The sequence below is a fragment of the Alteromonas sp. AWJ4_199 genome (assembly GCF_056159165.1).
In genome coordinates, this window is record NZ_JBSWUR010000002.1 from 91,221 (window position 1) to 105,907 (window position 14,687).

At 45.3% G+C, this 14,687-nt stretch carries 15 protein-coding genes; 3 read left to right on the forward strand and 12 right to left on the reverse strand.

Annotation, left to right across the window (positions count from 1 at the left end):
* Nucleotides 1–64 precede the first annotated feature (64 nt).
* Both ACXAER_RS15340 and folX read right to left on the reverse strand, forming a co-directional pair.
* Nucleotides 65–961: a TIGR01777 family oxidoreductase gene (locus tag ACXAER_RS15340; protein ID WP_474830768.1), complete on the reverse strand. Its 897-nt coding sequence runs from the start codon at nt 959–961 to the stop codon at nt 65–67.
* 22 nt (nt 962–983) lie between these two features.
* Nucleotides 984–1,352 (reverse strand): dihydroneopterin triphosphate 2'-epimerase, encoded by a 369-nt coding sequence (gene folX, locus ACXAER_RS15345; RefSeq protein WP_118489729.1) that lies wholly within the window; start codon nt 1,350–1,352, stop codon nt 984–986.
* Between the two features lie 73 nt (nt 1,353–1,425).
* Between folX and ACXAER_RS15350 the strand changes: the two genes are divergently transcribed.
* Nucleotides 1,426–2,466 (forward strand): AI-2E family transporter, encoded by a 1,041-nt coding sequence (locus ACXAER_RS15350; RefSeq protein ID WP_474830770.1) that lies wholly within the window; start codon nt 1,426–1,428, stop codon nt 2,464–2,466.
* A 381-nt stretch (nt 2,467–2,847) separates the two neighbouring features.
* Here the strand turns inward: ACXAER_RS15350 and ACXAER_RS15355 are convergent, their stop codons facing one another.
* The 10 genes from ACXAER_RS15355 to ACXAER_RS15400 all read right to left on the reverse strand — a co-directional run bounded on the left by ACXAER_RS15355 (nt 2,848) and on the right by ACXAER_RS15400 (nt 12,673).
* A complete protein-coding gene (locus tag ACXAER_RS15355; protein ID WP_474830772.1) occupies nt 2,848–4,179 on the reverse strand; it encodes an ATP-binding protein in 1,332 nt (443 codons plus the stop codon).
* Nucleotides 4,176–4,850: a response regulator transcription factor gene (locus ACXAER_RS15360; RefSeq protein ID WP_118489726.1), complete on the reverse strand. Its 675-nt coding sequence runs from the start codon at nt 4,848–4,850 to the stop codon at nt 4,176–4,178. The genes ACXAER_RS15355 and ACXAER_RS15360 overlap by 4 nt, the downstream gene beginning before the upstream one ends.
* A 1-nt stretch (nt 4,851) precedes the next feature.
* Nucleotides 4,852–5,121, reverse strand: a complete 270-nt coding sequence (locus ACXAER_RS15365) for a PepSY domain-containing protein (RefSeq protein ID WP_474830775.1) — start codon at nt 5,119–5,121, stop codon at nt 4,852–4,854.
* A 445-nt stretch (nt 5,122–5,566) separates the two neighbouring features.
* Nucleotides 5,567–5,866, reverse strand: coding sequence for a YciI family protein (locus ACXAER_RS15370; protein ID WP_474830777.1), 300 nt, complete (start codon nt 5,864–5,866; stop codon nt 5,567–5,569).
* 4 nt (nt 5,867–5,870) lie between these two features.
* A complete protein-coding gene (trpA, locus tag ACXAER_RS15375; RefSeq protein WP_474830779.1) occupies nt 5,871–6,680 on the reverse strand; it encodes a tryptophan synthase subunit alpha in 810 nt (269 codons plus the stop codon).
* Nucleotides 6,680–7,861, reverse strand: a complete 1,182-nt coding sequence (trpB, locus tag ACXAER_RS15380; protein ID WP_014976090.1) for a tryptophan synthase subunit beta — start codon at nt 7,859–7,861, stop codon at nt 6,680–6,682. The genes trpA and trpB overlap by 1 nt, the downstream gene beginning before the upstream one ends.
* Before the next feature lie 20 nt (nt 7,862–7,881).
* Nucleotides 7,882–9,291, reverse strand: a complete 1,410-nt coding sequence (gene trpCF / locus ACXAER_RS15385; protein ID WP_474830781.1) for a bifunctional indole-3-glycerol-phosphate synthase TrpC/phosphoribosylanthranilate isomerase TrpF — start codon at nt 9,289–9,291, stop codon at nt 7,882–7,884.
* A complete protein-coding gene (gene trpD / locus ACXAER_RS15390) occupies nt 9,284–10,315 on the reverse strand; it encodes an anthranilate phosphoribosyltransferase (protein WP_474830783.1) in 1,032 nt (343 codons plus the stop codon). The genes trpCF and trpD overlap by 8 nt, the downstream gene beginning before the upstream one ends.
* A complete protein-coding gene (locus ACXAER_RS15395) occupies nt 10,308–10,940 on the reverse strand; it encodes an aminodeoxychorismate/anthranilate synthase component II (RefSeq protein ID WP_474830785.1) in 633 nt (210 codons plus the stop codon). Before ACXAER_RS15395 ends, trpD begins: the two co-directional genes overlap by 8 nt.
* Nucleotides 10,937–12,673 carry an anthranilate synthase component 1 gene (locus ACXAER_RS15400; RefSeq protein ID WP_474830787.1) on the reverse strand — a complete coding sequence of 579 codons (1,737 nt, stop codon included), beginning with the start codon at nt 12,671–12,673 and terminating at the stop codon, nt 10,937–10,939. Before ACXAER_RS15400 ends, ACXAER_RS15395 begins: the two co-directional genes overlap by 4 nt.
* Nucleotides 12,674–12,951: 278 nt before the next feature.
* On the opposite strand from ACXAER_RS15400, the gene ACXAER_RS15405 reads away from it, so the two are divergent.
* Together ACXAER_RS15405 and ACXAER_RS15410 are read left to right on the forward strand one after the other, a co-directional pair.
* Nucleotides 12,952–13,809 (forward strand): PHP domain-containing protein, encoded by an 858-nt coding sequence (locus ACXAER_RS15405; RefSeq protein WP_039216287.1) that lies wholly within the window; start codon nt 12,952–12,954, stop codon nt 13,807–13,809.
* 240 nt (nt 13,810–14,049) lie between these two features.
* Nucleotides 14,050–14,670, forward strand: a complete 621-nt coding sequence (locus ACXAER_RS15410) for an L-threonylcarbamoyladenylate synthase (RefSeq protein ID WP_014948946.1) — start codon at nt 14,050–14,052, stop codon at nt 14,668–14,670.
* Nucleotides 14,671–14,687: the final 17 nt, after the last annotated feature.

The window sequence follows — 14,687 nt, forward strand, 5'->3', positions numbered from 1 at the left end:
GACAGACACTCTCTTTTTAAATTGAGTGTCTGTCCACAATCCCCGAGAACTATTGGCTATAAAATCAGTCGCTGTAGATCTCGTTCAACGCCTCGTCGATAGAAGGGTGCTCAAATTTGAAGCCGGCGGTGGTGAGATTTTTAGGAATGACCCGTTGTCCTTCTAATATCATCTTTGATGACTCGCCCATTGCTATTTTCATAACGAAGCTAGGTACGTTAAAAAGGCAAGGGCGACCCAGCACTTTCGCAAGAGTTTTAGAGAACACCTTGTTCGTAACAGGCTCCGGAGCGGTTAAATTAAACGCACCGGTACAAGCACTATCATCTAACAAAAAAGAGATAGCACGAACCATGTCCTGTAAGTGGATCCAAGCCAAGTACTGAGTTCCGCTACCTAGTGTTCCTCCGGCCCCTAATTTAAACGGTAGTGCCATTTTTCCAAGCGCTCCGCCTTTCGCAGTAAGCACCACGCCAGTACGAAGCGTAACCACACGAGTTTTCGTTTGATCTACGCCTTGAGCAATAGCTTCCCATTTTGCGCATAAATCATGGGTGAACTCATTGTGAGGAGAAGTATCTTCGGTAATAAGCCTGTCACCTTGGCTGCCGTAGTAACCAATTGCAGAACCAGATAGGAAAACTGATGGTGGTGTTTCACAGCTGTTTATTTTAGATACTAATTCAGCAGTAATATCCCAACGGCTGTCGCAAATCCTTTTCTTTTGAGTGTCTGTCCAGCGTTTGTCGGCGATAGGTTCACCGGCTAAATTAATAACAGCATCGAAGTTCTCGAAGTTTTTTATCGAAGCGATGCTTTCTACAATATCAACGCGATTACCTAATTTATCCTTTGCCTTTGTAATATCGCGAGAAATCACAGTGAATGAGTGCTTATCTGAATATTGGCGAATAAATTCACCGCCAATCAGCCCCGTACCACCAGTCAAAAGAATGTTCACAGTTGGCTCCTTGAGGTATGACCTATCCCGACTTATTGCAAGACAGCGTCAGCGACACTGAATCAGAAAATCTAAGAGCGTGTGGTTTATCAACTTCAACCTCGGCGTAACGTACCGAAGAGTGTTCCGACGCAATACTTAACACATCAGCGGTAAGCTTTTCTAAAAGGGAGAAACGGTTGTCTTCGACGAGTTTGATAATTGCCTTAGTAATCGTTTTATAGTTTAACGCGTCACTCATATCGTCAGTGTTTGTCGCCTTTTCAGCGTCATAATCAATTTTCACGTTAACAACAACGTCCTGCTTGTTTTTTATTTCATCTTCATTGATGCCAATGTATGTGCGTAGTCTTAAGTTTTTAATTTTAATAGTGGCAAGATTAAAGTTCATTGAAGTCTCTTGTTTGTAGTTGTTTATAAGTCGTTGTAAAGTGTTGTCGTTTCAGTCAGGAATGTAGCACAAAATGTCAATGGAACTACGCTCGCCAACAGCAAAAATTCTAATCGTTTTAGCATGTTTAGTAGTGGTAATGGCTGGTATCAAAGCCGCCAGTACTATAATGGTACCGTTTTTTCTTTCTATTTTTATAGCGATCGCGTGTAGCCCAATAATACGCTGGACCTCTAATTTCGGCGTCCCCAAATGGCTCTCCATCACTTTTGTTATACTGCTTATCGTTGTTTTTGGTTTTCTTTTAGCTGGCTTAGTAGGCCAGTCTATGACCGAGTTTCGAGAAAATTTGCCAGAATATAGAAGTAAGCTTGATACAGAGTTTGCCTGGGTTGTGTCCAAGTTGGCTGAATTTAACATTCACATCAATAGAGAGCTGATTGCTTCTCACCTTGACCCAGCAACGGCTATGTCCGTGGCTACAAATTTTATCAGCGGAATGGGTGGCGTGCTTTCTAACTTATTCCTAATTCTTTTGACTGTCATTTTTATGCTCTTTGAAGCAGATAGCATTCCTCGCCGTTTCCATATCGCACTCGCAGACCCTGGCATGAAGCTAAAGCATATCGACAAATTTATACGTTCTGTAAATAGCTACTTAGCGATAAAAACGGTGGTTAGTTTAGGTACGGGTTTGATAATTGGCGTTTGGCTTTACGTGCTAGGAGTAGACCACTTCATGTTATGGGCCGTCTTGGCCTTCATGCTCAACTTTATTCCAAACATTGGTTCTATTATTGCGGCAGTGCCAGCAGTATTAATCGCGTTTGTTCAACTTGGCCCGGCCTCAGCAGGCTTCGCGGCCCTCGGTTTTGTGCTTGTAAATACCATCATGGGTAATATGGTCGAACCAAGATTAATGGGTAAAGGCATGGGACTCTCTACACTTGTGGTATTCTTATCATTGATATTTTGGGGTTGGTTACTGGGCACCGTTGGAATGCTACTATCGGTACCGTTAACCATGGTAGTAAAAATAGCGCTTGAATCTCGCGAAGAAAGTAAGTGGCTTGCGGTGTTGTTATCAAGTGAAGGTGAAAAGTCTACTTCGTAAAACAGGGGTGATATAGCGCATCAATAGATAGTGGACAGACACTTGCTCGGATTTGCGCAAAGTACTTTAGAGCAATAGGTAGTGGACAGACACTCGCTTGGACTTGTGCAAAGTACTGTAGAGGACAGACACTTTTTTAAAGAAAGTGACGGTCCGTTACAAGCTATTGGCCCATAAAGCTTTAAAGAGAAAGCTTTAAAAGGGACAGACACTCAAATGTTTTTAGCAACCTTAATGCCGAATAGCTAAACGATAAATTTAAAAAGTGTCTGCCCGATATCAGGCTCTTTGAGAAAAATAAAGTGTGTGTCCACTTTTAGGCTCGCTTTTAGTCATTAAAGGCTCACTGATTTACGAGTTAGCCTGTGGGCCTTTATACTATTAATCGTGATTTGGAAACTGAATAACGATACGAGCGCCGCCAAGCGCGCTGTCTTTGATAAGCATTCTACCTTCGTAGATAGAAACTAGGTCTGTGGCCAAGGCCATTCCAATTCCGTGGCCTTCAGTGTAGGTGTCAAGACGAGTTCCTCGCTCTAGTAAAAGTACTTTTTTGTCGTCAGGAATACCTGGCCCGTCGTCTTCAACATTGATTGTAAGCCAACCCTCACTTGTTTCTGCAGATATAACTATTCTATCTTGAGCCGCTTTGCATGCGTTATCTAACAGATTACCGCAAAGCTCCATCAAATCTGTTTCGTCCCCTTTGAACTGGATATTGTCATCCATATCAAATTCAATGGTTAGGGCTTTGTCTTGATAAACTTTGTCCATAGCATCGGCAAGTTTGTGCAATACTGGCAAAACATCAATAGCTTGTTGCCAACCAGATTTTCCTGCACTCGCTCTTTTCAGTTGGCGTTTAATAATTTTGTCAATTTGTTGAAGCGACTCCTTTACTTCGGTTGGCAAATTACTGTTCCCCGAAGCTACTGCAAGTGGTGTTTTCAAGCTATGTGCTAGGTCACCTAAGCTGTTTTTGTATCTTGCTCTTTGTGCCGCTTCAGTTTGAAGCAATCCGTTAATAGACTCTTTTAAAGAATCGAATTCGACTGGGTATCGCGATTCTAACTCGCGCTTGTTACCGCTAGACGTTTGTGAAATTTCGTCAATTAGCTTTCTAACAGGTAGAAGAACTAAGCTTATGCCTATGATAATAAAAACTAAAAGCGCAATACAGAGGGTGACTATCCATTGCCACGTCGTGCTCAAGAAAGTATTCCGCTCAGCTTCAAACAGTGCTTTGTTATTAAATATATAAAACCTTACCGGCTCAAAATCTCTGCTTGATGCAAACTCAGCAGTAAAGGCATATACAAAAAATTGGGACTCTTCCTCAAATGCGGGTGTATAGGACTCCAAGAACAACTCGTTGCCTACGGCGACGTTTATTGCGGGAGGAGAAAAGGTATACTCAAGGGCGGAAGCTGATTGCCAAATCACTTCATCTCGAAATACGATAACGCCAAGATAACCAGAGCCAGGCAGATTAAGCTGTTCTTCGTATAAAATTTCAGGCATGTAAGGCATGTCGCCGTCTAACTCAAAAGCAGATAACAGCCCTAAGTTCATCAACCTAAGTTCGCTCATCTTAGCTTGTGTAAGGCTATCGGTATAAGCCTCGTCCAAAATGACAACAGTGAAAGGTGCAAAAAATGCAAGTAGAACTATCGCTAGAAAAATACTTCGCAAACGAAGCGACAACTGCCTCATAGACTTCTATTTATCCTGTAACCTCTACCCCGAAGTGTTTCGATCGGCTTCAATTCACCTGATGGGTCTAATTTTTTGCGCAGTCTTCCTACAAAAACTTCAATGACATTGCTGTCTAAATCAAAATCTTGGTCGTAAATATGTTCGGTTAACTCTGTTTTGGAGATGACCTTTTGCGGATTAAGCATAAGGTACTCCATAACTTTGTATTCATACGCGGTTAAGTCTAGGGCCTCACCGTTTAACGATAGTTCTTCGCTTACTGTATCTAGCGAAATAGGACCGAACTGAATGGTAGGGTTTGCTTGACCTGAAGCTCGTCGAATGAGGGCTTTTGTCCGAGCAAGTAGTTCTTCGTTGTGAAAAGGCTTAGTGAGGTAGTCATCAGCACCTGCATCAAGCCCTTCTACTTTTTCTTGCCAACGATCTCTCGCTGTTAGAATGAGTATGGGACATGCAATGTCAGCTTGGCGAGCTTTTCTTATAACCTCAAAGCCGTCAAGTTTTGGCATACCAATGTCGACGATAGCCAAGTCATAGCTATATTCTTTAATAAGAAAAAGCGCGTGTTCGCCGTTATCAGCTAAATCTACGCTGTAACCGTTTTGTTGAAGCAGTGCATCAAGTTGAGTTAATAATCTGCTGTCGTCTTCCGCTACCAAAATGCGCATGTTAGTCCTTATCTTTGCTTGTTTTTACCTTGCCGGAACGTTTGTCTACATCTACCGATACTACTCGTCCAGACTTTTTGAGGACTTTAACACGGTAATTTTTTGAGGTTTTTTCAACTTTTAAAACGCGTCCATTTGCGGCAGTGCGTGCTCGCTCTGCAGCTTCGCTTTTTGATATATCGCTCCCAGAGCCTTGCAACGCCCAAGCCGGCGCTATGCTAGACGTGGCTAACACTAAACAAACTACTGCAACACGAAGCGATGATGCCATACAACCTCACAATTATTATCCCACTAAGGCGAAACTAAAGATAAGTATAACTTGGTTAACTGAACCCATTCTGAATTGAGTTTAGTCTACCTTGAGGATTAAAAACTGTATATAAGCCTTAAGTAAATAGCATTTACAAAAGAGGGTTTAGCGTCTGATATATAGTGGACAGACACTCTAATTATGAATGTGCATAAGTAGCAGGTTTGTAATTAGAGTGTCTGTCCACCAGGGACTATTTAGTAAATAAGTGTCTGTCCATAATTGGCTTCATAATTGGCTTCACATCAGTCAGTAGACTAGCAAATGAGTGTCTGTCCAAAGTTAGCTTCAAGAGCTAGCTTTATTACTGTTAAAGCAAAAAAAGCCCCTTAAAACCGGAGCTATTCGGTCTTAAGGGGCTTCGTTATTTATCGCTGTTTACTACATAGCGTTTAGCTAAAAACTAAGGCAGAACCTTTTTGTAAGGTTTAACCACAACATTTTCATAAACACCTGCTTCGATGTACGGGTCAGCGTCTGCCCATGCTTGAGCAGCTTCTAGTGAATCAAACTCTGCTACTACTAGCGAACCAGTGAAGCCGGCTGGGCCAGGATCTGGGCTATCAACAGCAGGGAAGGGGCCTGCGATGACTAAACGGCCTGCATCTTTTAACGCATTTAAACGTTCAAGGTGAGCAGGGCGTGCAGCAAGGCGTTTTTCTAGACTGTCCACTACATCGGTTGCACAAATCATATATAGCATACGTTTATCCTTTTGCCGTAGCTGCTTTCATGCTCTCAACAAAGCTGCCGAGCTCGCTTAGCATTTTGTGACTGTCCGATAAATTGGCTGCGATAATATTCACTGTCGCCGAGCCTGAAATTGCGCCAGCGGCTCCAGCGTCAATAGCAGATTTAACCTGTTCCGGTGTAGAAATACCAAAGCCTAACAATGCTGGTGCTGCTTTATGTTTATTCAAGCGCTCAATAAGCTCTGAAGCAGGAACATTTGCCGCCGTTTCTGCGCCAGTAACGCCCGCACGACCCAGCAAATACGTGTAACCTTTCGAGTATTCCCCAATTTTTTCCATGGTTTCATCGGTTGCATTAGGTGGCGCAATCAGAATTTGTGAAATGCCAGTGGCTTCGGCTACTTTTTGAAAAGGTGCCGCTTCGCGAATAGGAACGTCGGCAACCAAAATTGAGTCAACGCCTGCATCCTGCGCCTTGTTGTAAAAGTTCTCGATACCCTGGGCCATTACCAAGTTGCTATAAAGTAGCAAGCCGATAGGCACATTAGGATATTTTGCGCGAACACGTGCAATAACACCCAAGCAATCGGCTACCGTCACCTTATTACCTAAAGCGCGAATGGCTGAAGCTTGGATAGTAGGGCCATCAGCAATGGGGTCAGAGTAAGGTATACCTAACTCAAGTGCGTCAGCACCGCTTTCAATTAACTTACAAATAATGGCTTCAGATTGCGCTAAATCAGGGTCGCCAACCATAACGAACGGTACGAATGCGCCCTGGTTTTTCTCATTAAGGCCCGCAAACATTTGTGCATATCTATCCATTATAAATCGTCCCCTAAAATATTGATAACGTGCGCTAAATCTTTGTCGCCACGACCTGATAAGTTAACTACGATGATGGTTTCTTCTTCCGCTTCATCAGCCATATTAAGTGCGTGCGCTAAAGCATGCGACGATTCAAGGGCTGGAATAATACCTTCTTTTCTTGCAAGCAATTGGAATGCATTCAGCGCTTCTTCGTCGGTAGCGGCAACGTATTCCGCTCGGCCAATGTCGTGAAGATAAGCATGCTGAGGGCCAACAGCAGGGTAGTCGAGACCAGCAGATACTGAGTAGCTTTCTTCAATCTGGCCTTCTTTGTCTTGCATGATGAAGGTGTACGCGCCGTGAAGAATACCTTTTGTACCCGTCACGATAGTGGCGCCGTGCTCTTTGGTGTGCACACCTTTACCCGCAGGCTCAACGCCCACTAAGCGTACAGATGGCTCATCGATAAAGTCTGCAAACATACCGATAGCATTTGAGCCTCCGCCCACACATGCCACTACGGCGTCAGGTAAGCGACCTTCTTTTTCCATAATTTGTGCACGAGTTTCTTCACCAATCATACGGTGATATTCACGAACAATAGTAGGGAACGGGTGTGGGCCCGCGGCTGTGCCTAACAAATAGTGCGCTTTATCATAGTTCGCTGACCAGTCGCGCATGGCTTCGTTTACGGCGTCTTTAAGGGTACCTGAGCCTGCGTTTACAGGAATAACCTCTGCGCCCATAAGCTTCATACGGAACACGTTAGGCGCTTGACGTTCAACGTCTTTCGCACCCATATAAATACGTGCTTTTAGCCCCAATAGTGCACATGCTAACGCGGTGGCAACACCGTGTTGGCCTGCTCCAGTTTCGGCGATAACTTCTTTTTTACCCATGCGCTTGGTAAGTAGCGCTTGGCCCAACACCTGGTTAGTTTTGTGTGCGCCACCGTGAAGCAAGTCTTCACGCTTTAGGTATAATTTTACCTTCGGGTTACTTACTAGATTGCGAGTTAACGTCATTGATGTGGGGCGACCGGCATAATCTTTTAACAGAGATAAAAACTCTTCGTTAAATGTTGGGTCGTCCTTGGCATCTAAAAATGCTTTTTCCAGTTGGTCTAGTGCTGGAATAAGTAGCTCGGGCACGTACATGCCACCAAATTCGCCAAATTTTGTATCTAACTGGTTCATTACGTTGTCCTGTATTTAAATTAGTAACGGCGGCAAATGGCAAAAAGCGCATCGAGTTTTTCTTCACTTTTCACGCCGGGTGCGGTTTCTACACCTGAATTTACATCAATAGCACCACAGCCGGTTGCAATAGCTTCTGCAACATTCTGGGCGTTAATACCGCCAGCAAGCACTAACTTATGCTTCGCTTCGATATCATTTAATAACTGCCAATTGAAGGCTTCGCCTGTACCGCCTTTTGCATCGCCTACTTGGCAATCCAGAAGAACACGGCTTACAAGGCTATTTTTTAAGTGTCTGTCCACTGCGTCTGGTAGTGCGTCAGAAGAGGTTGCTTTTACACCTTCGACTTTCCAAATTTCACAACCTTCTGGAAGCTTGGCAGCAAGCGCTGAAATGTAAGCGTCATCTTCGCTACCGTGTAGCTGTACGGCAAAAAGGTTAAGCGAGGCGGCGAGTGAAGCCACTTCATCAATGTCGTGATTAACAAACACGCCTACAAATGCACCGTCAACGCCTTGCGTTATGGTCAAAGCCTGTGCTTCGCTCACACAGCGAGGCGATTTTTCGGCGAAGATAAGCCCGCAAAAGCTTGCGCCTTTATCAAACGCCATTTGCGCTTGTTCGGGGTTGGTAAGTCCGCACACTTTAACTGCGCCATTCACTAACGTTTTCACTGCGCGCGGAAGGTCAGCCTCGGCCATTAACGCACTGCCCACCAAAAAGCCTTGGGATACAGGCGCTAAACGAAGCACATCTTGGTGTGTGTAAATGCCCGACTCTGAAATAACCACGTAGTCGTGCGTGGCTTTTTCAAGCATGGGCACAAGGCGTTCTGTGGTGGCTAAATCGGTAGAAAGGTCGCGTAAGTTGCGATTATTGATACCAATGATGTTGGCTTCAAGGGCAATAGCGCGCTCCATTTCTTCTTCATTACTTACTTCGGTAAGAATGTCTAATGACAGAGCATTGGCAACGCTTGCCAACTCGCGATATTCGCCATCATTTAGCACACTAAGCATTAATAGCACTGCGTCAGCATTGTAGTGACGGGCTAAATACACTTGATAGGTATCAACTAAGAAATCTTTGTTAAGCACAGGCTGAGCAACACGCTCAGTGACATAAGCTAAGTACTCAAATTTACCTTGGAAGTACTTCTCGTCTGTCAGCACAGAAATACCGGCAGCATAAGGCGTGTAAGCTGCTAAGATCTCGTCTAAATCGAAATTCTCTCGAATAAGGCCTTTTGAAGGCGATGCTTTTTTGCATTCGAAGATAAAGCCTGCGTTTGGCTCACTAAGTGCGGCAAATAAACTCTTTTCGGAAGGAACTAGATTCGCCTTGAAGCTTTCTAGCGGCAGTGCTTCTTTGCGTGCGGCCACTTCTTCTCGTTTGTCTGCAACAATTTTCTCAAGCACATTAGCCATTCGTGCTTACCTCCTGAGTAATTTTGGCAACCTTCGTTAATAACTGCATGGGTAACCCTTCGGCCATAGCGTTCATCGCAATTTCAGCCCCTTCTTTGAAGGTTGAGGCTTTGCCGGTTACTTTCAACAGTGCCCCGCAGTTCATAGCGATAGCGGCACGGTGCGCCTCTTTACCTTCGCCGTTTAGCGCTGCTTCAACAAATTGTCTGTTTTCTTCAGGTTCACCGCCTTCAATCGCAGAAAGAGGATAATGAGGTAAACCGAAGTCTTCGGCGGTAACGGTAAGCTTGCGAATATCGCCATGCTCAAGGTCGTAAATAATTGATTCGCCGTGAAGCGCTAGTTCATCCAAGCCATCGCCATGCACTATCATTGCGCGGTGTTGGCCAAGCAGCATAAGGGTTTTTGCGTAAGGTTCAAGCAGTTCAGGCGAGTATACGCCGAAAACGCCGTGAGTTGGACCCGCCGGGTTTGCCAGCGGCCCCAGTATATTAAACAAGGTCCTGGTCTTCATCGCAGCGCGCACGGGGGCTGCGTGGCGCATACCGGCGTGATAAACCGGTGCAAAAAGAAATGTGAAATTTGCTTCATCTAAGCACTTGCGGGAAGTTTCTGGGCTTATTTCTAAATTAAGACCAAACTGGCGAAACAAATCAGCAGAGCCAGACTTACTCGATACACTGCGATTACCGTGTTTCGCCACCTTCACGCCACAAGATGCGGCAACTACACCGGCTGCACTGGAAATATTAATGGTGTTGTGGCCATCTCCGCCTGTACCAACGATATCTGCAAACTCATAAGACGGTGTGGGGAAGGGCAGTGCGTTGGCAACCATGGCACTCGCTGCACCCGCAATCTCGCCAGGTGATTCTTTTTTCATTTTTAGCGCAGTCAGCACTGAAGCAATCATCACCTCGCTTTGCTCACCGTGCATGATGCTGTTAAACAAGCTGTATGCCTCGGTTTGCGACAGTGATTCTCGCAACATAATTTGTTCTAGTAGAGGGCCTGCATTAAGCATGGTTCGCTCCCTGTAACGTTAAATAGTCAATACTTTGCTTTAACAGCAAACTGCCGTGGGCTGTTAAAATAGATTCTGGGTGAAACTGAAAACCCAACATGCGATCTTCGCTATTGTAAACTGCCATTACGGCCTCACTGCCGTCATCGTTTATTGTAGATGCGCAAACAGTAAGGTTTTCAGGCAATGAATGTGCCACTAAAGAGTGGTATCGTGCTACATGTAAGGGCTGCTGTAGGCCTTTGAACATAGCGTCTTCAGAATGGGTGATTGCTGATGACTTACCGTGCATAACCTGAGTTGCACGGCCTACATTACCGCCGTAATGCTCAACAATAGCTTGATGGCCTAAACAAATACCAATTACGGGGAACACACCGTGTACTTTTTTAAGTAGCTCAGGCATACAGCCGGCTTCACTTGGTGCGCCTGGACCTGGTGACAACATAAGAAGCACTGGGCCTTTCGTTGCTTGTTCCTGCATTCTTTCAAACAGAGCATTTGCTGAAACCGTGTTGCGATACACCTTGATATCTAAGTTTAAGGTACGCAGTTCATCCACAAGGTTGTAGGTAAATGAGTCTACATTATCGAGCAAAAATAGGGTGGTCACTTGTTGATTCATGCGTTGCCTCCTTCATTTAACGCAACGCCAATACTTTTAGCTTCTTCTTGAAGTGCAGCTTTTACTGCACCAATCACCGCTTGTGCCTTAGCGCGGGTTTCATCAGCTTCAGCTTGTGGAACCGAGTCATAGACCACGCCTGCACCCGCTTGAATATAAGCCGTGCCGTTTTTCACAAACGCTGAGCGAATGACTATACAAGTATCCATATCGCCTTGACCGTTCAAGTAGCCAACCGCGCCGCCATAACTGCCGCGGCGTTTTTTCTCTACTTCGCGAATTAACGTCGCTGCGCTTACTTTCGGTGCGCCAACTAGGGTGCCCATATTCATGCAGGCTTGATAAGCGTGCAGTGGGTCTAAGTCGTCTCGTAGCTGGCCAACAACGCGCGACACCAAGTGCATCACGTGAGAGTAACGGTCAACTTTTAGCAAGTCTTTCACGTAGCGCGTACCCGGGCGACTCACCTTTGCCACATCGTTTCGGGCAAGGTCAACCAGCATAATGTGCTCAGACTTTTCTTTGGTGTCTTCGCGAAGGTTAAGCTCAATACGGCTGTCTAAATCTCTGTCGATACTGCCATCAGGGCGCTTGCCGCGCGGACGGGTACCCGCAATCGGGTAAATCTCTACCTGATTGCTTTCTCTTTCGTATTTAAGCGCTGATTCAGGAGAGGCACCAAATATGCTGAAAGCGGCATCTTGCATGTAAAACATGTAAGGGCTTGGGTTTGATTCTTTAAGCTTAGCGTATGCAAGTAGTGGCGACGGGCAGGGGAGAGAAAATGTGCGCGAGGGCACAACCTGAAAAATGTCGCCGGCTAAAATGTGCTGCTTTAAGTCCAGCACATGGTTGCAAAACTGTTCATCACTTAAATCAACACTCACTTCAACGCTTGGGTCAAAAGAAGAAAGTGACTGTCCGTTTTGAGTTTCGTTTGAGTTTTCTGAGTCGGAAACGAGTGACTGTCCGTTTTGTGCTTCACTTTCTACATCAGCAATCTTTGCTGTATTTGCACCTACTAGCACTGGCTCAGCGGGCATATCGTGTAGCTGCTGATGAATGGCTTCTAAGCGCTGAGCAATGGCAAAGTATTGCTGGGCAACGTCTTGTCCACTAAAAACACTGCCAATTAAATGTGTCTCGCGGGTTTGGTGGTCAACGGTAATTAAGGTCTCTGCCAAGTAAAACACAAAGTCTGGGCAGTCATTTTCACCTTCTGCAACATCGGGTAATTTTTCAAAGCCTGCTAGCATGTCGTAGGCAAATACACCGCCTAAGAAAACCGCGTGGGGATGTTGGCGAATTGGCGTTATCTTATTGATAACAATGCGAAGCGCGTCCATTACGCTTGCGGCCTTTAAGCGGCTGTCTTCGTCAAGTTCACCGTCGGCTTCATCGCATATTAAGGTGATTGAAGTGTCTGTCCTTTCTTTGATGTGTAGGCCGTCAGGGGCGTGGTCAACAAATAAAGGTAACACTGAAGCGCCGTTGCCTGTCAGTGCTTTCACTTCAACGCGGTTGCCCCGGCATTCCATGCGCAGTGCTGCGTCAACCATTAACAAGCTTTGTAAATCGTCTTTAGAATCAATTTCTGCCGACTCTAAAAGCAATGCGTTATTTTTATTGCCACAAAGGTGGGCAAACGCGGCAAGTGGATCATCGACATAGTGTCCCACCTGCTCAATTGTCTCTACCTTACCTGGGGAAATCCCCAGTTCCGCTAAACTCATTTTTGCTACTCTCCAACTGCAAAAAGACAAAAAAAAGGCCCGTATAAACGGGCCTTTATGTGTATTCATTCACGCACTACAGTGCACACCGCCCGTTAAGTTAGGGAGTGCCACCACCAAGCTGCAACTGTCATTGCTGTTGAAATATTGTATGAATGCATGAATTACTCGTTGTTTTTCCAAACTTCAATAGGATTTGAAGCCGTTAGTACGTATACTTTGTGTGTATAGAAGAAAACAAATTGCCGTTTGTGTCAACCTAAAATTTGCATAAGACATTGAAAATAGATCTACATAGTCATACAAAATTCTCTGATGGCCACTTAACGCCAGAAGAATTAATCCTTCGCGCACACACCATGCAGGTGGATGCGCTTGCCGTTACCGACCACGATACCGTCGCTGGTTTAGAAGAAGCACATGCTACCCAATCGAAGCAAAAACGTGCATTAACTATTATTGATGGTGTTGAAATTTCCACCACTTGGCACAGTTTCGATATCCATGTAGTTGGATTAAATGTGGACAGACACTGCCCAACGTTTCTTGAGCGGCTGCAAGGCCAGTCTCAAACCCGAGAAGCCCGAGCTGAAAAAATTGCTGATAAGCTCGAAAAGTGTGGGTTTGAAGGTGTTCTAACGCGAGCAAAAGCGCTAGCGGGCGTTGGCCAGGTGACACGGGCGCACTTTGCGCGCGTATTAGTAAACAACTACGGTGTGCCAAGTATGGACGCCGCGTTTAAGAAGTATCTTGGCAAAGGCAAACGAGCTGCAGTTAAAGCAGAGTGGCCAAGTATCGAAACGGCTATCGAGTGGATACACGATGCAGGTGGACAAGCAGTACTGGCTCATCCTGCTCATTATGATATGACAGCGAAGTGGCTACGGCGTTTGGTGGCCTTGTTCGAACAAGCTGGTGGCGATGCCATTGAAACTGCATTTCCAGGTATCAATAAAACCAAACAAGAGCTTATTAATGAGCTTGCACAAACCCATCAGTTACTAGCATCGGCGGGCTCTGATTTTCACTTTCCGTCTCGTTGGACTGAGCTTGGTAAGAACCTCGGCATTAGCAGTAAGCTCACACCCGTATGGCATAATTGGAAACAATTTGAAGGGCAGATGGCCGAGAGCTAAGGAAATCTAATTTGCAACGCTCTCGGTATAAATGGGCAAGGTAAGGCAAATGGTTCGCGTACGGTTAATGAGCGCTAAAGCTAATTAAAATGCCGAGATTTGGTTAGTAAAAAGCCCAAAAGCTAATTTAACCAGCGAGTTTTACCAACGAGCTCCAACCAGCAAGCTTAATAAGTGGACAGACACTTATCCCGTAGGCAAAGTAGTATCGTTATGCGCGTTTAAGAAAAGGAAGCAATTATGAGTCAATTTTTCTATGTGCACCCCGACAACCCGCAAAAACGCCTAATTAGTCAGGCTTGTGAGTTAATTCGAGAGGGTGCAGTGGTGGTGTATCCGACAGACTCAGGCTACGCCATAGGTTGCCAAATGGAAGATAAAAAGGCGCTTGAGCAGCTATGTCGTATTCGTCAAATCGATAAAGATCACAACTTTACCTTAATGTGTCGAGACATGTCTGAGCTATCAATTTACGCGAAGGTAGACAATACGGCGTTCAGGCAAATTAAAAACAACACACCAGGGCGTTACACCTTCGTGTTGAAAGCGACCCGCGAAGTACCAAAGCGTTTGCAAAACCCTAAACGTAAAACCATTGGAATTCGCGTGCCCGATAACGCCATTGCACTTGCATTATTGGAAGAGCTGGGAGAGCCGTTGATGTCTACGTCTTTGATTTTGCCAGGTAACACCATGGCTGAATCAGACCCAGATGTCATTCGCGACAACTTAGAAAAGCAAGTAGGGCTTATTATTCACGGTGGTTACATTGGTGAGCAGCCCACTACCGTGGTTGATTTGTCGGAAGACACGCCAGTAATTGTGCGACATGGCACGGGCGATCCGTCTCCCTTTGAGTAACTTTTTTGACTGTTTTT